The organism is Nitrosospira multiformis (assembly GCF_900111585.1).
GTDB lineage: Bacteria > Pseudomonadota > Gammaproteobacteria > Burkholderiales > Nitrosomonadaceae > Nitrosospira > Nitrosospira multiformis_B.
Window position 1 is genome coordinate 103788 of sequence record NZ_FOHI01000006.1, and the last position, 18278, is coordinate 122065.

The 18278-nt window shown below is 52.0% G+C and carries 16 protein-coding genes; 8 read left to right on the plus strand and 8 right to left on the minus strand.

Annotation, left to right across the window (positions count from 1 at the left end; all coding sequences use genetic code 11):
• Positions 1-90: 90 nt before the first annotated feature.
• The 3 genes from rsgA to BMW46_RS10400 are packed head-to-tail and all read right to left on the minus strand — an operon-like array spanning position 91 to position 2658.
• Positions 91-1032, minus strand: coding sequence for a ribosome small subunit-dependent GTPase A (gene rsgA, locus BMW46_RS10390; protein ID WP_074708202.1), 942 nt, complete (start codon positions 1030-1032; stop codon positions 91-93).
• Positions 1029-1370 (minus strand): 4a-hydroxytetrahydrobiopterin dehydratase, encoded by a 342-nt coding sequence (locus BMW46_RS10395; protein WP_074708204.1) that lies wholly within the window; start codon positions 1368-1370, stop codon positions 1029-1031. The genes rsgA and BMW46_RS10395 overlap by 4 nt, the downstream gene beginning before the upstream one ends.
• Positions 1371-1401: 31 nt before the next feature.
• Positions 1402-2658, minus strand: coding sequence for a M48 family metallopeptidase (locus BMW46_RS10400; protein WP_074708207.1), 1257 nt, complete (start codon positions 2656-2658; stop codon positions 1402-1404).
• Positions 2659-2766: 108 nt separating this feature from the next.
• Here BMW46_RS10400 and orn point away from each other — a divergent pair, with 108 nt between their 5' ends.
• Positions 2767-3321 carry an oligoribonuclease gene (gene orn, locus BMW46_RS10405; RefSeq protein ID WP_074708430.1) on the plus strand — a complete coding sequence of 185 codons (555 nt, stop codon included), beginning with the start codon at positions 2767-2769 and terminating at the stop codon, positions 3319-3321.
• Between the two features lie 81 nt (positions 3322-3402).
• Positions 3403-5961, plus strand: a complete 2559-nt coding sequence (glgP, locus tag BMW46_RS10410) for an alpha-glucan family phosphorylase (RefSeq protein ID WP_074708209.1) — start codon at positions 3403-3405, stop codon at positions 5959-5961.
• 78 nt (positions 5962-6039) lie between these two features.
• Here glgP and glgA read toward each other — a convergent pair whose 3' ends face one another.
• The 4 genes from glgA to BMW46_RS10430 all read right to left on the minus strand — a co-directional run bounded on the left by glgA (position 6040) and on the right by BMW46_RS10430 (position 10563).
• Positions 6040-7530, minus strand: a complete 1491-nt coding sequence (gene glgA / locus BMW46_RS10415) for a glycogen synthase GlgA (protein WP_074708212.1) — start codon at positions 7528-7530, stop codon at positions 6040-6042.
• A gap of 192 nt (positions 7531-7722) precedes the next feature.
• The gene (gene glgB / locus BMW46_RS10420) at positions 7723-9963 is read right to left on the minus strand and encodes a 1,4-alpha-glucan branching protein GlgB (protein WP_074708214.1); all 2241 of its coding nucleotides are present in this window, start codon (positions 9961-9963) and stop codon (positions 7723-7725) included.
• Positions 9964-10027: 64 nt separating this feature from the next.
• The gene (locus BMW46_RS10425; protein WP_143121451.1) at positions 10028-10252 is read right to left on the minus strand and encodes a hypothetical protein; all 225 of its coding nucleotides are present in this window, start codon (positions 10250-10252) and stop codon (positions 10028-10030) included.
• Between the two features lie 89 nt (positions 10253-10341).
• Positions 10342-10563 carry a hypothetical protein gene (locus tag BMW46_RS10430; protein ID WP_074708219.1) on the minus strand — a complete coding sequence of 74 codons (222 nt, stop codon included), beginning with the start codon at positions 10561-10563 and terminating at the stop codon, positions 10342-10344.
• Between the two features lie 378 nt (positions 10564-10941).
• On the opposite strand from BMW46_RS10430, the gene glgC reads away from it, so the two are divergent.
• Genes glgC through BMW46_RS15595 form a run of 3 tightly spaced genes read left to right on the plus strand, consistent with a single transcriptional unit; the run spans position 10942 to position 14091 of the window.
• Positions 10942-12219, plus strand: coding sequence for a glucose-1-phosphate adenylyltransferase (gene glgC, locus BMW46_RS10440; RefSeq protein WP_074708224.1), 1278 nt, complete (start codon positions 10942-10944; stop codon positions 12217-12219).
• Positions 12220-12263: 44 nt separating this feature from the next.
• The gene (locus tag BMW46_RS10445) at positions 12264-13964 is read left to right on the plus strand and encodes a glycoside hydrolase family 57 protein (RefSeq protein WP_074708227.1); all 1701 of its coding nucleotides are present in this window, start codon (positions 12264-12266) and stop codon (positions 13962-13964) included.
• Entirely contained in the window at positions 13930-14091 is a 162-nt protein-coding gene (locus BMW46_RS15595; RefSeq protein WP_218141788.1) for a hypothetical protein, read from the plus strand. Before BMW46_RS10445 ends, BMW46_RS15595 begins: the two co-directional genes overlap by 35 nt.
• A 193-nt stretch (positions 14092-14284) precedes the next feature.
• Here BMW46_RS15595 and BMW46_RS10450 read toward each other — a convergent pair whose 3' ends face one another.
• Positions 14285-14695, minus strand: a complete 411-nt coding sequence (locus BMW46_RS10450; protein WP_074708230.1) for a hypothetical protein — start codon at positions 14693-14695, stop codon at positions 14285-14287.
• A 779-nt stretch (positions 14696-15474) separates the two neighbouring features.
• Between BMW46_RS10450 and BMW46_RS10455 the strand changes: the two genes are divergently transcribed.
• From BMW46_RS10455 to fdxA, 3 genes are all read left to right on the plus strand, one after another.
• On the plus strand, positions 15475-16437 hold the full coding sequence (locus tag BMW46_RS10455) for a DUF6733 family protein (protein ID WP_256377038.1): 963 nt from the start codon (positions 15475-15477) through the stop codon (positions 16435-16437).
• Positions 16438-16941: 504 nt separating this feature from the next.
• Entirely contained in the window at positions 16942-17424 is a 483-nt protein-coding gene (locus BMW46_RS10460) for a hypothetical protein (RefSeq protein ID WP_074708232.1), read from the plus strand.
• A gap of 522 nt (positions 17425-17946) precedes the next feature.
• A complete protein-coding gene (fdxA, locus tag BMW46_RS10465; RefSeq protein ID WP_074708235.1) occupies positions 17947-18270 on the plus strand; it encodes a ferredoxin FdxA in 324 nt (107 codons plus the stop codon).
• The last annotated feature ends 8 nt before the right edge of the window (positions 18271-18278 follow it).

Here is an 18278-nt window from a genome sequence, read left to right on the forward strand (position 1 = left end):
TATGGAAAAGAACGTATCGCAGCTTTTATGATACGCAATGCCCTGTTTCGTACCGCCTGTATCGAACGGAAGTAAGTGGATTGGAAACCGCTACTGGATTTTCGTCCGGGAGGAAAAAGACGGAATGCGATTCGTGCTTAACGAAGTGATGAGTTTATGGTAGAGGTCAATGCGGCGTACGCTCACCTTGTTCTCCCGCATCGCATCCACCAATGCGCACCCTGGTTCGCCTGAATGGCGGCAGTTATTGAACTTGCATTTGCCGATGTAGGGACGAAATTCCCTGAATCCCCAGGCGATATCTTCAATGCTCAGATGCTGCAAGCCGAACTGCTGAATTCCCGGAGAATCTATGATTCGGGCATTCCTGTCGAGATGATAAAGCCGCGCATGAGTTGTCGTGTGGCGCCCTGCGTCGAGGGTGGCGGAAATGTCGGCAGTGGCACGCTCAGCGTCAGGAACAAGCGCATTGATGATGGTGGATTTTCCCATACCGGACTGACCGACCAGTACGCTGAGATGGTCTTCCAGATAGGGCAGCAGGGGTTTTACGTCGTTTCTGGCGCTGATGTGCAACAGAGTATAGTCGAGCTCTCGGTAGAGTGAGAGTCCGTTCAAGGCAACTCTGCTAGGGTCTACCAGGTCTGTCTTGTTGAGTACGATCAGAACACTGAGCCGTTGGCTTTCGGCGGCAACCAGGCAGCGATTTATCAGCTCCTCGCTGAAGCTTGGGACTGGCGCCACTACAATGATTACCTGGGTGGCATTGGCTGCAATGAGTTTCTCGCGGGAGAGATCACTACGATATAAAAGGGCGCTACGCGGTAAAATCCTTTCGATAACCCCCTGCTCAGGCCCCGTTTGATAGATTTCAACCCGATCGCCGCATGCCCCCCCCCTTTTTTTTCCGCGTAACACGCATATGAGCGTCGAGTCATCCGCAGTTTTAACGAGGAAATGCCTGCCGAAGGCCGCTACGATTTCTCCATGAAGGGGAGATGAGGTAACTGATGGGCGCCCAGGCAATCTCAAATTTGAAAAAGGGTGTCAATTTTCGCGGCGCAAATAAAGTCATTCTCCGACAAACCACCGATAGCATGGGTTGTGTATTCCACCTCACATTTGTTGTAACCGACAGTAATGTCGGGATGATGATCCTCCCGGTGTGATATCCATGCTACAGCGTTAACGAATGCCATTGTTTGATAGTAGTTCTTGAAGCTGAATTCCTTGCGAATCGTTTTTCCAAAATAATTCCAGCCATCGAGCTGCCGCATCAGCTGAGTTATTTCCTCCTGTGACAAAGGAGGCATCGCTCCTTCACAAGGCTTGCATTGTTTTGTAGCGAGATCATTGACAGTGGTATCCATTCGTGCTCCTGCTGATCAATATAGAACAAAGTTAATTATGCGCCAGACTTCTCAACCGCGCTATCCTCAGTGCGGCGGGCGGGTGCGAATCATAAAATGCCGAGTGCAGGGGATCCGGCGTGAGTGTCGATGCATTGTCCTGATAAAGTTTCAGGAGCGCGCGCACGAGGTCGGCTGTGGAAGCATTGTGGGCGGCATACTCATCCGCTTCAAACTCGTGTTTGCGCGAGTACAGGCTCGCCAGTGGCTGAAACAGGAAAGTGAACACAGGCATTATCAGGAAAAACAGCAACAACGCCATCGCCGTGGAGGGCACTGTTGCAACCGAGACACCCAATCCCTGGTAAAACCAGTCCTGTTGCATCAGGTAGCCGAGCCCCCAGAGAAACAACAGACTCATGGCGAATGTCCAGACAATGCGCTTTATGACATGGTGACGCCTGAAATGTCCTAACTCGTGCGCCAACACTGCTTCAATTTCCTGTGCATCCAGCCGGGACAGCAGGGTATCGAAGAAGACAATCCTTTTTGTTTTGCCGAATCCTGTGAAATAGGCGTTGCCATGATTGCTGCGGCGCGATCCATCCATCACGAAAAGACCGCTGGACTTGAAGCCGCATTTCCGCATCAGCTCTTCAATCCGCGTCTTCAAGGAAACATCGTTCAGCGGAGTGAATTTGTTGAAGATAGGGGCGATCCAGGTAGGGAAGATCGCCAGTACCAGCAAGTTGAAGATCATCCATGCCAGCCAGGCATAAAACCACCAGTATTCACCCATCCTTTCCATCAACCACAGGACGGCAAGCAGCAGCGGCATGCCCAGCACAATTCCCAGGGTAAACCGCTTTGCCAGATCAAGGAAGAACATGCGCGGCTTCATTTTGTTGAACCCGAACTGCTCTTCTATCACGAAGGTGCGATAGTAACTCAGGGGTACGCTCACTACGCTCGCCAGGAACATGACACTCGCGATAAGCGCCACCCCCTGCATCAATGGATCGCTCGTCCAGTTGGATACAGCGGTATGGAGAGCGTTCAGCCCGCCTCCGAGGGTGAGTATCAACAGCAGCACAACATCAAGCAGGATGCTGGCGTATCCGAGACGGGTTTTCGCACAAGTATAGTCAGCTGCTTTCTGGTGCGCCTTCAATGATATCTGTGATGAAAAATCCTGCGGAACCTGATCGCGATGTGAAATGACGTGCTCGATGTGCCGTTTCGCCAGCCACATTCGCATAATAAAAGTGACGGTCAGGACGGCAAGAAAAATGATAGTGAAAATAGGCATGTGCAAATGGGAGTTGTACTGCCCCCAAATCAGGATTTACGGTTGAAGGATGACTGATCAATAGTGATATGACACAATTACATGTCGAAAATTCAGGGCGATTCAATTATGACACAAGACAATGGCCGCCTCATCTGGATCGATATGGAAATGAGCGGGCTCAGCCCGGATAGAGACCGCATACTCGAAATCGCTCTGGTCGTAACAGATTCACAGTTGGATGTTCTTGCGGAAGCTCCGGTGCTGGTCTTGTCGCAATCTGAATCGGTGCTCGAGGGAATGGATAGCTGGAATAAATCCACGCATGCAAAATCGGGTCTGGTGGAAAAGGTGCGGGCATCCGGGCTTACGGAAGCCGAAGTGGAAGTCCGTATGATTGCTTTTCTTCAAGAACATATTTCTGCTGGAGTTTCGCCAATGTGCGGCAATTCGATCTGCCAGGATCGGCGTTTTCTGGCACGCTGGATGCCGCGGCTGGAAGCCTATTTCCATTACCGGAACCTCGACGTAAGCACCTTGAAGGAACTGGCAAAACGCTGGAAACCAGAAATTCTGGCCGGTGTGACGAAACAGTGCAAGCATGAAGCGCTGTCGGATATATACGACTCCATTGCGGAGCTGAAATATTACCGTGAACATTTCATGCAGGCGGTAGAGCCATGAGCCCGGTCGATATAAAAAAATCCCGGGACTAGGCCAGCTATTTCCGTACCTCATTTTTCAACTTCTCAGGGAAGATTGAGCATGTCGAAAGGCACCTTGTTTACCATTGCTGTCACCCCGAAGATACCACCCCGGCTGGCACGTCTCGAAGACCTTGCCAACGATCTGTGGTACAGCTGGGATCGAGCCACGCGCTCGCTGTTCTCACGCCTCGATCCGAATCTGTGGGGAGCCGTCGGACATAATCCGAAGGCTTTCCTCAAGCGTGTGGATGAAACGCTACTGCTCAAGGCAGCCGAAGATCAGGTTTTCCTGGCCAATTACAATAGCATAGTGTCCGCTTATGACTACTATCATTCGGAGACGTTGTGGAATGGCATTGATGCGAGCCTGAACCCGAGCGACAAGATCGCCTATTTCTGTTTCGAATTCGGTTTTCATGAGAGTTTCCCGATTTATTCGGGAGGGCTTGGCATTCTGGCAGGTGATCACTGCAAGGCAGCCAGCGACTTGCGCTTGCCATTGATCGGCATCGGCTTGCTCTACCGTCAGGGATATTTTTTCCAGACGATCGATAACCAGGGGAATCAGCAGGTCATTTACGCTGATTCGGATTTTTCGGATTTGCCTGTTGCGCCAGTCCTGCGGCAGGATGGATCCGAAGTACGAATAGAAGTGGAGTTGTTGCAACGCCCGGTGGCGATAAAGGTCTGGCGGGCAAAAATAGGACATGTCAGTCTGTATCTGCTGGACACGGATCTCCCTGAAAACTCACCGGGAGATCGCGACATCACGCATCAGCTCTATGGGGGCGACAGAGTGATGCGCATCGAGCAGGAGATCGTGCTTGGCGTGGGCGGGATCCGCGCGCTACGAGAAATGGGCATCGAGCCTACGATATGGCACATCAATGAAGGACACGCGGCTTTCATGATGCTGGAGCGCATTCGCGGCCACGTACAGCAAGGCCTGGATTTTCGCGCAGCGCTCGAAGCTGTAGCCGCTAGCACCGTATTTACGACCCATACAGCAGTGCCGGCCGGACACGATCATTTCAGCGATGATATGATCAACGCCTATTTTGAGCCGTTCTATCGTGATCTCAAAATTACACGCGAGGACTTTATCGCGCTTGGCCGTGTCCCGGGTAGTGATGATTTCAACATGACCGATCTCGCCATTCGGGCCTCACGCTATCAGAATGGTGTAAGCAAGATCCACGGGAATGTGTCTGCGCGCATCTGCAAGGATGTGTGGCCGCAGATCGAGCCGGAAGAAAATCCGATGTCATACATCACGAACGGGGTGCATGTTCCCACGTTTCTCGCGCAGGAATGGGCCGACCTGTTCGACCGCTACCTGGGATACGAGTGGCGCAATAACATGTGCGATACGGAATACTGGTCGCGCATCGATACCATTCCTGATCATTTGTTCTGGAGTGTTCGCCAAACTCTGAAATCACAAATGTTCTATGGCATACGCGCGCGCCTCACCACGCAGAATACCCGCAATCATGGTTCTGAAGCACATCTTGACCGGCTTCTGCGCTTCACCGATCCTATCAACCCGAACATTCTGACACTTGGCTTTGGTCGGCGCTTCGCCACCTATAAGCGCGCGACCCTGCTATTCGAGGATCTCGATTGGTTACGCAGAATCATGCTCGACCAGGAACAACCGGTGATGATCCTCTTTGCCGGAAAAGCGCATCCTGCCGACGTGCCTGGACAGGATCTGATCCGGAGAGTGAGTGAAGTTGCGCGAATGCCCGAATTCGAGGGTCAGATTCTCCTGGTCGAAGACTATGATCTCCGCCTTGCCCGTCGTCTCGTGGCCGGTGTGGACGTATGGATCAATAGTCCCGTGTATCCGTTGGAGGCAAGCGGAACCTCGGGCATGAAGGCAGGCATAAACGGAACCATCAATCTGAGCGTCCTCGATGGGTGGTGGGGGGAAGGCTATGACGGAAAGAATGGCTGGGCTATCAAGCCGGGACCCGAGAATATGGATGCAATGCGTCGCGACAAGGAGGAAAGCAAGGATTTTTATGAAACGCTGCAGGATCATGTAGTCCCCCTTTACTATAACCGCGATAAGCTGGGCTATTCTTCGGGCTGGGTAAAGATGGCCAAGAACTCGATGAAGTCGCTGCTGCCGCGTTACAACGCCACCCGCATGATGACCGAATACACTACGAAGTTTTACCTCCCGGCAAAAAAGCAGGGCGCGCTTTATGCGGCGGATGACTTCAGCAACGCAAGAAAGATAGCCACCTGGAAAGCGTTCGTAAGAAAGGCGTGGGCAGGCGTTACGATCCGGCGCCTGGATACGCCTTTCAGCCAGATCAGCTTCGGCGAGGCAGTGGATTTTCGTGTCGCAGTGAGGCTGAACGGGTTACATCCGGAGGATGTGGTGGTCGAACTGCTGATTTGTCGTCGATTGAAAAAGACTACGCTATGCTCGTTCAAGCATGTCCGCTTCCAGTTCAGGGGTATCGAGGAAGAATCAGCGGAGCACCTGTTCGAACTGGATCATACGCCCGATTTGTGCGGCAAGCTGGACTACTATATCCGGATTTATCCGTATCATGCTTTGTTGACTCATCCATTCGAAATGGGCATGATGGTGTGGCTCTAGGTTTCCTTCATCTGCCTCTGTCTTCTTCTTCTCTACCTGCCTCTGTCCGTCGTGCAGATATGGTGCTTGCGTTGGCGCCTATCGTTTCTGGTTGAGCAGCGACAGGTAGATTTTCTGGTAGTCGGCTGCGCTGGCACGCCAACTGAAATCCTGCGTCATACCGTTTCGAATCAAACGACGCCACACCGGTTTGTCACGATACGCCGCAACAGTCCTCTCCAATGCGCTCAGAAAGGCCGCGGGCGTCAGTTCATGAAATACGAAACCTGTGGCGGTTCCATCAGCCAGGCTCTCCGGCGTGTAGTCAACGACAGTATCGAGCAAGCCGCCCGTTCCATGAACGAGGGGAGGAGTGCCATAGCACTGGCTGTACATCTGATTCAGGCCGCAGGGTTCAAATCTGGATGGCATCAGGAAGCTGTCAGTCCCTGCCTCTATCAGATGCGCCAGTTTTTCGTCAAAACCGATACGTACCGCCATTTTTCCGGGATGATTTCTTGCCATCCGCATCAGTTCCTGCTCCAGCGTCGCTTCGCCACTCCCCAAAATAACGAGTTGCCCCGGTATGTCAATCAGTTGTGTGACGATCCGCAAAAGCAGATCATAGCCTTTCTGATAAGTGAGGCGGCTCACTGCGCCAAACAGCGGAACATCAGGATCGACGGTAAGCCCTAGTTGCTGTTGGAGCACTGTCTTGTTGATGACTTTGCCGGACAGATCATCCATCGAATAGTTTTGCTCAAGATGGGGATCATTGACGGGATTCCACTCATCGGAGATACCGTTCACGATCCCCGTGATGCGCTCGCGCCGCAGGGAGAGCAGTCCTTCCATGCCAAAACCGAGAGGCGGAACCTGAATCTCCCTCGCATAAGTAGGACTTACAGTGACGATGTGGTCGCAATAATAGAGTCCGGCTTTGAGGAAGGACATGCCTCCATAATATTCCACCCCTTCGACATGGAAGCTCGACTGAGGCAGTCCCAGTTGAGATACAGTCTCGGGGGAAAATACCCCTTGAAAAGCGAGGTTATGAATCACCATCAGAGACGCTGCCTTTGTTCCCTTATGGAAATGGAGGTAGGCAGGTACCAGACCGCTTTGCCAGTCATTGCAATGAACAATGTCCGGATGCCAGTCCAGAGGACTGGCGTCGCTTGCCAGAATGGCGCCGATTTTTGAGAGAAGACCAAAGCGTATCGCATTATCGGGCCAGTTGTGCCCCTCGGGGTTGGTGTAGGGGCCTCCGTCACGCCAGTAGAGTTCCGGGCAATCAATAACGAACAGGGGAACATTGCCAGAGGCGCCAAATGGCAACCTTGCCGATAGTAGTGTCGCTGCCGGAAATGAGGATTGAGCGGCAAATTCCGCTATCTTCTGCTTGTTTTTCAATCCGTTGAGTATCTGGGGATAACCCGGAATGAGTATGCGCACGTCCACTCCGAGCTCATTCAAGGCGGTGGGCAAGGCAGCACTCACTTCACCCAGCCCTCCGGTTTTGTTAAGAGGGTGAATCTCGGGTGTGATGAATAGAACGTCGAGGTGCGGATGTGATTGTGCAGGAGTCATGACTTTTTCCGTTTACTGTTCATTGTCATATGGGAGCTGGAGTTAACCTGAGCGGGGAGCATAGGCATAACGCCATGTGGCGCCCGCATGCTGAGGACCATTATTGATTATTGCCGCAGCATTACCAAGGAAACCCTAAACTTCAGTGGTTCCCAAGGCTATGGACTTGTTCCGGAGGATCAACCTGCTCCCTTATCCGTCGGTGCTGGTTGCAGGCAGATCAGTATGAACGAAAATGAGCCCAGCAAGCGGGGGCAGGGTGATAACAATTGAATCCGCCCGTTCCATGGAAGGCTGGCCGGTTGTGGGGATACTTCCCATGTTACCGAGATCGCTGCCGCCATAGTAACGAGAATCGCTGTTGAAGATTTCCTGATAGCTTCCCGCTGCGGGCACACCGATGCGGTAACGGCTGCGTGGAACCGGCGTAAAATTGAGTACCACCAGAGCAAACGAACCGTTCCGTGCAAAACGCAGATAACTGATCACGGAGTTGTCCGCGTCGTGACAATCCACCCACGAAAAGCCTTCCGGCTCAAAATCACGTTGATACAGTGCGGCAACGGAACTGTACAGTTGGTTGAGGTCACGCACTGCCATTTTTACTCCCTGATGCCAGCCATTGCTCAACTGATACCAGTCGAGTTCGCGCGATGAATTCCACTCCCGCCCCTGGGCAAATTCATTCCCCATGAAATTGAGTTTTTTCCCGGGATATGTCATCTGATAGGTAAACAGCAGGCGCAGGTTGGCGAATTGTTGCCATGCATCTCCGGGCATCTTGCCCAGGAGCGAACCTTTGCCGTGAACGACCTCATCATGGGAGAACGGCAGCACAAAGTTTTCGCTGTATGCGTATAACTGGCCGAACGTCAACTGCTCATGATGGAAACGCCGGTAGACCGGATCATTGCGCATATACACCAGGGTGTCGTTCATCCAGCCCATGTTCCACTTCATGGAAAAACCCAGCCCGCCGACGTAAGTTGGGCGGGATACACCCGGCCATGCAGTGGATTCCTCGGCAAGTGTCAGCGCCCCTGGAAATTCCTGATGCACCATGATGTTCAGTTCACGCAGAAAATCGATGGCTTCCAGATTCTCCCTGCCACCATATCTGTTGGGCAGCCATTCGCCCGGAAGTCGCGAATAGTCGAGATAGAGCATGGAAGCGACAGCATCGACACGCAGCCCGTCAAGATGAAATTCCGATAGCCAGTAGTGGGCGCTGGAAAGGAGAAACGATTTCACCTCATTGCGCCCGTAGTTGAAAATGTGCGTGCCCCAGTCCTGATGCAGGCCCATGCGAGGATCCTCATGTTCATATAGGGCACTCCCATCGAATCGGGCTAGGGCGAAAGCATCCTGCGGAAAGTGTGCGGGGACCCAATCCAGGATTACCCCGATTCCCTCCTGATGACAGGCGTTGATGAAAAATTTCAGATCATCCGATGTGCCGTAGCGGCTGGTTGCGGCAAAATAGCCCGTCGTCTGATAACCCCAGGATTCATCCAGGGGGTGCTCCGAAATAGGGAGCAACTCGATATGCGTATATCCCATTTCCCGCACATACGGGATCAAGTGACCGGCAAGTTCCCGGTATGAATAAAAACTTCCATTCGCGTGCCGTTTCCATGACCCGGCGTGAACTTCATAAATATTGAGCGGAGTGGCAAGCCAATCCCATACTGCGCGCTGGGCCATCCACCGCGCGTCGTCCCACGTCATCTTGCTGTCGGGTGGGGTACGGGCAGCAGTGCCGGGACGTACTTCATAATGGCGCGCATAAGGATCCGTTTTGAGAAGGATCGCGCCGGTATCCCGATTCCGGATTTCATATTTATAAAATGAATCCGTCGGCACACTGGGGATAAACAATTCCCATACTCCGCTCGGACCATGGGAGGCCATGGGGTGGATACGTCCATCCCAGCGGTTAAAGCTTCCCACCACACTGACGCGTTCCGCATTCGGTGCCCAGACGGAAAAACGAACTCCGGCAACCCCTTCCATTTCCACCAAATGAGAACCGAGCGTCCTGTAAGCCTGATGCAAGCGGCCCTCGTTGAACAGATACAGGTCATGTTCCGAAACTTGTGGAGGGAACGCATAGGCATCATAAGTATCATACACATATGCTGGTGCTTCGAAGGAAGCCTCTTCGATGCGTAGCTGATAAGGCCGAGGCAGCGGTATAAGTCCCCACCATTCAAAAACTCCGGCAGGATGGGCTCTTGTCATGTTTTCGAAACCGCCATCTGTATTGATCCAGATGCTTGCAGCATGAGGATGGAAGGCGCGCACGACCCAATGCCCATGTTCGGCATGGGCGCCAAGGAAGCTGAAAGGATCGTGTAGGCGCCCGGCCAGCAGGGCATGCAGCCGAGGATCTCGCTTGATGGAGGGACGCTGTATTGTAGGATATGCTCGCATGGATCGATTATAGCGTGGATAGTCCGGGTAGCGATGGCGGTAACTGCATACGAGCAGGACCGATTTACACGATGGGCGCGAGATTTTTGCCAAGAAACTGCGAGAGCAGAGCTTGGAAGCAACGCTGCGGTTCACGCGGGGCGTCATCAGGAAGGTCGAACGCAACATTGCCTGTCATATGGCAAAGGGCAGACAGAATATGTTCAAGTTCGCGCTCCGTCATGATGCGCTGGAGCAGGTCTTGCGTGGCTGGCGCCATGTTTCGTTGCCCGCTCTCCCGCATGTGCACAGTGCGTTCCGTGGCTGTAGGAGTTTCCCAAACTGGACTGCGTCAAGCCGAGCAGTTGCCGGCCTTCGCGGGTTTGAGGTCATCTCCTTTTAATGGTCAGTACATAAATAGGAGAGAACATTGTCGTCCTGCTCTAGCATTTCTTCCAGGTGTGCCGCGTTCTCTTCTTCCACGTCGATAAACGCCAGATCATGTTTACCGTTATAGCGCTGGACTGCATCTCGCCAAGAGCCGTCGCATGCAAGGGCGAGTGCGTTTACTGCAAACGACCTCTGATTGTTGGCGAAGATGATTTTGTAGCTTCTGGCCACTTTGCTTCTCCTCTTGATTTGGCTTGGTTAATCGGTTACTGCATGATTCACACTACACAGGAACATTGTTCCTGTTCCCAAGAGGGAAAGAGGGATATTTTTAGGAGCGGAGAGATGTCCAAAATCCTCGCGCTAACAGCTTATCGCGCGTCCCCGCACAATAATTTTTTTCGCTATTTTAGCCCGTTCCGCAATGACTTTGGCAACCTCAGGCTTTGGCCTGAGTGGGCAGTCCATAAGAGGAGCAGGCGGGGAAGAAACAGCCCCGGCCAGACAAGGCCTCTGCGCTTCCTTCAATTTAGCTGCAGAAAACTGCTGCAACTGCAGTAATATAATGGTAAAAGAGTCGCCCATGCGACAATTCAAGGGAGGTCCTGAATGAAATTGCCGGCTGACTTGCGCTCTTATAGCCAGATCACACGTAATTCAATAGCAATGATACTGGCGGGCGGCCGTGGCACCCGACTGCGGCAGTTGACCGACTGGCGGGCGAAACCTGCGGTTCCTTTCGGGGGCAAGTTCCGCATCATCGATTTCCCTCTTTCAAATTGCGTGAATTCCGGTATTCGCCGCATTGGTGTCGCAACGCAATACAAGGCGCAAAGCCTGATCAGCCATATCCAGCAGGGATGGGGATTTCTTGACGGACGGTTTCAGGAATTCATCGAACTGTTGCCGGCACAACAGAGAACCGAAGAAAGCTGGTACCAGGGAACAGCGGATGCCGTATACCAGAATATCGACATCCTACGGAGTCATAATCCGGATTACGTGCTGATTCTGGGTGGCGATCACGTTTACAAAATGGATTATGCCAAATTACTGGCCGATCACATTGCGAAATCCGCCGAGATGACCATTGCCTGTATCGATCTTCCTCTGGAGGAGGCGAGTGCTTTCGGAGTCATGAGTGTAACCAAGGACGGAAGGGTGACAGATTTCACCGAAAAGCCTTCAGTTCCCACAGCGGTTCCAGGTCGTTCGGGTTATGCACTTGTCAGCATGGGAATATACGTTTTCAAGGCTGATTTTCTTTTCGATCAGTTGATACGTGATCACGACGATCCGAACTCGTCGCATGATTTCGGCAAGGATTTGATCCCGCATCTTGTTCCACGGAGCCGTGTGTTCACCCACCGCTTCTCGGACAGTTGCGTGAACATGGTTTCTGGCGTACCGTATTGGCGCGATGTGGGCACAGTCGAGGCGTATTGGGAAGCCAATCTCGACCTGGTTCAGGTGACGCCCGATCTGAATCTGTATGATCAGGACTGGCCCATCTGGACGCATCAGGAGCAGCTACCTCCGGCCAAATTTGTCTTTGATAATGATGATCGGCGGGGGCAGGCGCTGGATTCCATGGTTTCCGGGGGTTGCATTATCAGCGGGGCAACCGTGCGCCGCTCGCTATTGTTTTCCAATGTGCAGGTACGAAGTTACAGCATGCTTGAAGACTCGGTGATATTGCCGAACGTGGATGTAGGTCGAAATGCACGGTTGAGGCGGGTAGTGGTCGACAAGAACTGCATCATTCCTCCCGGTCTGGAGGTGGGATTTGATCCAGTGGAAGACAGAAAGCATTTTTATGTGACGGAAACGGGTGTTACGCTTGTCACTCCGGAAATGCTGGGGCAAAAGATACATTACGTAAGATAATAGAAACGGATCTGGATAAGGTTGATCAAACAGGTGTGCGAGATATGCAACCAGTACAATTAGTCTTGCTGTGGCACATGCATCAGCCGGATTATCGCAATTACGAGACCGGCGAATTCATGCTCCCATGGGTATACCTGCACGCGATCAAGGATTACAGCGATATGGCTGCTCACCTTGAGGCCCACCCCCGTATGAAGGCGGTGATCAATTTCGTGCCGGTATTGCTGGATCAGCTCGAGGACTATGCTACCCAGTTTGCTTCTGGAGAGATCCGGGATCCGCTGTTGCGGTTGCTGGCCATCCCCAGCTTGGACGACGTTTCCGAAGAAGATCGGTTACGCGCCTTCGACAGCTGTTTTCGCAGCAATCATCTGACCATGATGCAGCCGTATCCTGCGTACAAGCGTCTGTACGACATCCATGAAATGTTGAGGGAATACGGGGACGGGGAATTGACCTATCTTTCCGGCCAGTATCTTGCGGATCTGCTGGTTTGGTATCACCTCGCCTGGACGGGTGAAAGTGTGCGGCGAAGCAGTGAGGTGGTGATCCAATTGATGACCCAGGCGAAGGGTTTCAGCTATGCAGATCGGATGCAATTGCTCGATGTGATTGGAGAAGTTGTGCAAGGCTTGATTCCTCGTTATCGCAAGCTGGTGGAATCGGGGCAGATCGAGCTTTCCACCACCCCGCATTACCATCCGCTCGCACCCTTGCTGATCGATTTTTCATCCGCTCGCGAGAGCATGCCGGGTTCAGCTCTGCCGACCGAACCGGTTTATCCCGGCGGGCGAAGTCGCGTCGCATCCCAACTGGTTTCCGCCATTGAAAGCCATGCCGCGCGTTTTGGCGCAAGCCCCGAGGGAGTATGGCCTGCGGAAGGAGCGGTATCAGCACCGCTACTTGAGATACTGGGTGAAAAAGGTTGTCAGTGGTGCGCCAGTGGGGAAGGGGTGCTGGCGAACAGTTTGCGTCATTCCTATCCGGGCGAGCCTCTGCCGGAGAGGAGTCGCTTTCTTTACCGGCCATATCGGGTTGACGGAAAAGCAGGCGATGTCATTTGCTTCTTCCGGGACGAGAAATTGTCGGACATGATCGGTTTCGAATATGCCAAGTGGTTTGGGCGGGACGCTGCCGAGCATCTGGCGCGATCTCTGGAGGAGATCGGGCATAGCGCATTGCCGGGAGAGAAACCGGTCGTGAGCGTGATTCTCGACGGTGAAAATGCCTGGGAATACTATCCCTACAATGGATATTATTTCCTCAATGATCTGTACGAAATTCTGGAAAATCATCCTTCCATCCATTCCACGACCTATCGCGACTATATCGCGTCCGAGAAAGGGACGGAAGCGGCGCGCCTGCCGGTTCTGACCGCGGGCAGCTGGGTGTATGGAACTTTCTCCACCTGGATCGGGGATCGGGACAAGAACCGTGCGTGGGATCTGCTGAGCGCCGCCAAGCACAGCTATGATCTTGTCATGCAAAGCGGGCGCCTGACTCCTGACGAAAGAAGGAAAGCGGAGCGGCAGCTTGCATCCTGCGAAAGCTCCGACTGGTTCTGGTGGTTGGGGGACTATAATCCGCCTTATGCGGTATCGAGCTTCGACCAGTTATTCCGCGACAATCTTGCCAATCTTTATGTCCTGCTGAAATTGCCTGTGCCCATCTCTGTCACTGAGCCAATCAGCCACGGAGGAGGGGTGCATGAAACGAGTGGTGCAATGCGGCGTGCTTCCTAAAGCCCTGCTTTTATTCCTTGTTTCTATTCCTGCTGGGAAGCAAAGCTTGGGAAGTTTTTTTCTGAAGCGCGGCGCGATGCCAATCCATTTCCCGCTTTTAGGATTTATGCTCTACGCGTCAGCCTGAGCAATACTCAAATCTTCTCACTCAGAGAGAGAAAGGGCTATCCGGGCAGAAAAAGGCGTTGCCGGAGTCTGCGCCGCTCATAAAATGCGCCTTACCTTCCTCTTCTATATGCTCGGTTTATCGTCAGGTTCCTATGAGCAAAAGTCAGGGTTTGCAGGGGATCCTGCAGTGGCCTTAAATAACTCCGCAGACTTCAGCAATGCTCGGTTTTTGTCGGAGGGGCGCAGAATGTATCTTCCGCGAGCTGTATTGCCATTCCTCGATATGATTCGGCTTCTCTGATATGGGCCTTTGCGGCATTGTCATATTTGCGTGCCAAGGCATGAGCATGCCCTTGTAGATCTTGAGCTTGCCTTCCGTAGAGATAGCTTTTGGCCTTGTACTGCTCAAGCAGCCGTTTTTGCTCCTGCGCTTTGGTTTGCATTTCCTTTGCTGCATCCTCGTGGTTCCTTGCTCTGGCCTCATAATCATTCAGGGTTACAACACTATGAACCTTCTTGGCATCCGAATCCTCCGTCACCTCTGCAAATGAAACCGCTGTCGTCAGCAAGGCGGCCGCCATAGCAAAAATATATGAAATAGCAACGAGCTTTCCTTTTTTCATCACTGTTCCCCTCTCGGCAGTTAGTCAATTGTGATTTTTTTGTGATGTTTTTGTTATTTTAAAGTGAAGACATCTTTTCGCCCATCAAGTTCCTCCAAGTAATTTTTTCTCAATGGGGGAATTCGAGGTCTGTTGTTGTCCTGTTTGGAGTGATGACAACAGGGGACAGGGAGAGCCAGAAAGATAGCCTGACGATTAAAAATCCACAAAGGAACTGTATAGCCAAAACAAAATAACCTTTCATAAGTCATTCACAAAGCCATCTCCGCGTTTCCGCCACTACCTTCTCCTGCTCAGCAATCGTCCACTGCAGGAGCAGACGCTAGTCAGTAACACACCCTTCCTTTTCCTTCTCCACACCCGGTATTGAGATAACACCGACGCTAGGATTATTTTTTCTCCAATTTATCCCACTTTTAACACTTTTTTATGGATTTTATTGCATATCCCCCCCACTTTTTTTATTAATTTATACATTTTTCACTTTTTTTTCACATTTTATCAACTTATACTTCACATGAACTTAACAATTTCTTAACAAATGTTAAGTTCATGGACCAAATGCTGAAGGACGAATTCAACATCACTCGATTACTTAAGAGAAAGGGAAGGGGAATAGAATGTCAGCAAAATTCAAGTCAAACGAAGGATGGAGGAAAAGCTCAACAAGGGAAGTAAAGAGTAAGTGCCTGGGTCTGCTTCTGCTTCTTGGAGGAAGTTGCACCTCATCCGCAGCACTTTTAGAAACCGATGCTGAACTGAAGAAGAAGCTGGAAATCTTGGAAGCGAGAATTGCGGAGCTGGAAGAACGGCTGGAAAGGACAGGGGGGCAAAAAGAAGACGCCAGCCCCAATTTCACTCTGGAAAAAAAAGACATCGGGATGGCAGCAGCTACGGGTTCATCTAACCCGGCAGCTCCAGCACATGGCGAAATTGGAGATAAGCTACCTGTCGTAAAGACCAAGGTTGCGGATGTAAAGCCCTTTCTGGATGAAAACGGCTGGCAGGAGGGCGGGAGCAAGGGCCACGGCTTTGACCGCAAGAAATTCCACGGGGGCGTGACTTTGAAGCAGGATGCGTTCTTTGGTTTTCAGACCATCCTTGATGCGGGTTATGAGATCACCGACAACATCGATTTCACTTTCTACAGTTGGCTGTGGACGAGTCCCAACTTTGGCCGCAGCCGGGTAGTTGCAGGGCCGGATGGCATGCAGGTCGATGCGGGTGGCAACGGGTTGTGGACGGAAGTCGGCATGGGGTTGAACTTCCGATTTTTCGACGATGCGCTGAGCATCAATCCCCAGATCGGCGTTCTCAACGGCGCTCTGCTATCCAGCCGGATCGTCGGCCGGGGTATCCGGGCGGCCGAAGGTGTGGTGCCCAACATCACCATCAACTACGACGACGATTACTTCACCGGTCAGGGATACTTTGCCTACTACGCGGCCATTCGCGATGAACGGGCGCGGGACTTCATCCATAATTGGGTGAGCCTTGGGGTCAAGCCAGCGCTGTTCAATCTCAAGAATTTTCCCGTCAACTCCGTTGGAGTTCATTGGGAGCACCTGCGGTTTCACGTCGATCGCATCGACGGAGCTCCTGGAACGCTCTACAACTGGATAGGACCCTATGTCGAGCTTGCGCTGCCCATGCATCTTGCCTTGCGCTTTGCTGCCGGAGCTGATCTGAAAGGAGAGGTGGCTAATGAGTTTTACCAGGCCAGTATAAAAATGCATTTCTAGTATGTTGGAGGTATGCGATGCATGATCCGATGCAATCAGGACGATTGGACCTGGGGTAAGGAAAGTTGCTGGGCATTACAGTTTTCTCAAGACGCAGCAGGCACCTGAAACGGATGGAATTTCAGATGTACAGAGAGTCAGTCCCGTCCGGAGCCGAAGGCGGGACTGGCCTGCAATCAGGCCATTGTCTGGAGTGGAAACATGGTCGTTTATTCCATAAATGTACAGGGAGTTCACTTGGCAGGTAAAACTCCACCATCAATACCCAAATCGATAGATCATATGACGAGCGCGGAGCTGCGAGCAGTAATAGTAGAACTGCGTCCTCCGGCAGTCAGTGAACTAGTAGAATGTGACCATGAGGTGTTGGCCGCTCGTCATGCGCGGAATGCTTTGCTGGCAAGATTGCGTCAGGTTCGATTAAGGCGCGCGAGAATGGAGCGCCAGTTGTGTCGATGGCGATCAGCGCACCCATTACAAGCCCATCTTCATGAACTTGGGCTTATGTCGTTCCGGTTTCTGGAGAGATGGAAGGTAATCAAGGAAACTATCGAAAGAGTAGCGCAAAAGCTCGCTGAAAAAGCTGATCAGGTGCAGGAGCATGCGAGAAATGTGGAGAGAGCCGTAGAGGTGAGGATTATTATGGAGCAAGCTCCTCTCAGGCAGTATATATCGGATCTCGAACGTCTGGAACGGCAGAAAATCATGCAGGAACTGGTCGAACGATGGCAGACTCATGAGTTTGATAACGCCCTGACAGTTTTCAAGATGCTTGCACTCAAACGTGAAATGAAAGCTTTTGGTTATGACGATAGCGGCGTTCACTGGCAGGCACTGCCAGAATCATTCCGCAAAATCATTGACAATTTCAACTGCTTACCCCGAGGGGCGAGATCTGTAGCTTTGGAGCGGATGAGATCAACGGCCCAACTCGATGGAAAAGATGCACGAAGGCTCATGCGCGAGATGGGACTGAGTTGGGACTAGCTTGTGCATAGATGCTGACCGTTGCTTCATCCGTAGTAGCCGCGATGTCATCTGACAGTTATCCGATTTGAGAGGTGCGATATATCGAATCAAATCTGAACTTCTACAACTTATACCTGCATAAGCTACAACTTCAACCGTCCCGTTCTGAAGTCAAGCACATTGAGCATAGAACCCTTCCTTCCCTGGCGAGCTTTTTTCGCGACTACTGACCGGTAGCAATTTGCCATGATGGCGATACTCTTACGTTGGACGCCACCGCATCGCGTTCGAATATCGAGCAAGTACTTTATCGTGTACCCGTAGCCACTTGGACAAAAGTGCGCTCCGACATATTCGCGCTCATCCGCTTGGTCGAATTGCAGACTCTCCCGAGTCCGGCACAGTTCAGTGACAGGGCAGGGTGCGCCACAGGTCTTAAACCCATGATTGCAGTATGGTTCGGGGTCTTGGGGTTATAGTGGTGTTCATAAAATTTCTGGTAAAATTGCGGATTCTCCAAGAGCTCAGCAAGGATCTGTCATGACTTATGTAGTAACTGAAAGTTGTATCAAATGCAAATACACGGATTGCGTGGATGTGTGTCCAGTGGATTGCTTTCGGGAGGGGCCCAATTTTCTGGTGATTGATCCTGACGAGTGCATCGACTGCACCTTGTGTGTGGCTGAGTGCCCGGTAGAAGCTATTTACTCTGAAGACGATGTGCCGGGAAGTCAGCAACATTTCATCGCACTCAATGCTGAATTATCCAAATCCTGGAAACCTATCATCGAGAAAAAGGATGCGCTGCCTGAGGCCGACGATTGGGCAAAGGTGACGGAAAAGCTGGAAGAGCTGGAACGCTGATTCAATAG

Coding starts and splice junctions, on each gene's coding strand:
- BMW46_RS15595 (WP_218141788.1), top strand. CDS start 13,930: ATGAAACGAGTGGTGCAATGCGGCGTGCTTCCTAAAGCCCTGCTTTTA.
- fdxA (WP_074708235.1), top strand. CDS start 17,947: ATGACTTATGTAGTAACTGAAAGTTGTATCAAATGCAAATACACGGAT.
- glgP (WP_074708209.1), top strand. CDS start 3,403: ATGTCGAAAGGCACCTTGTTTACCATTGCTGTCACCCCGAAGATACCA.
- BMW46_RS10445 (WP_074708227.1), top strand. CDS start 12,264: ATGCAACCAGTACAATTAGTCTTGCTGTGGCACATGCATCAGCCGGAT.
- glgB (WP_074708214.1), bottom strand. CDS start 9,963: ATGCGAGCATATCCTACAATACAGCGTCCCTCCATCAAGCGAGATCCT.
- BMW46_RS10450 (WP_074708230.1), bottom strand. CDS start 14,695: ATGAAAAAAGGAAAGCTCGTTGCTATTTCATATATTTTTGCTATGGCG.
- glgC (WP_074708224.1), top strand. CDS start 10,942: ATGAAATTGCCGGCTGACTTGCGCTCTTATAGCCAGATCACACGTAAT.
- BMW46_RS10460 (WP_074708232.1), top strand. CDS start 16,942: ATGTCGTTCCGGTTTCTGGAGAGATGGAAGGTAATCAAGGAAACTATC.
- BMW46_RS10400 (WP_074708207.1), bottom strand. CDS start 2,658: ATGCCTATTTTCACTATCATTTTTCTTGCCGTCCTGACCGTCACTTTT.
- glgA (WP_074708212.1), bottom strand. CDS start 7,530: ATGACTCCTGCACAATCACATCCGCACCTCGACGTTCTATTCATCACA.
- orn (WP_074708430.1), top strand. CDS start 2,767: ATGACACAAGACAATGGCCGCCTCATCTGGATCGATATGGAAATGAGC.
- BMW46_RS10395 (WP_074708204.1), bottom strand. CDS start 1,370: ATGGATACCACTGTCAATGATCTCGCTACAAAACAATGCAAGCCTTGT.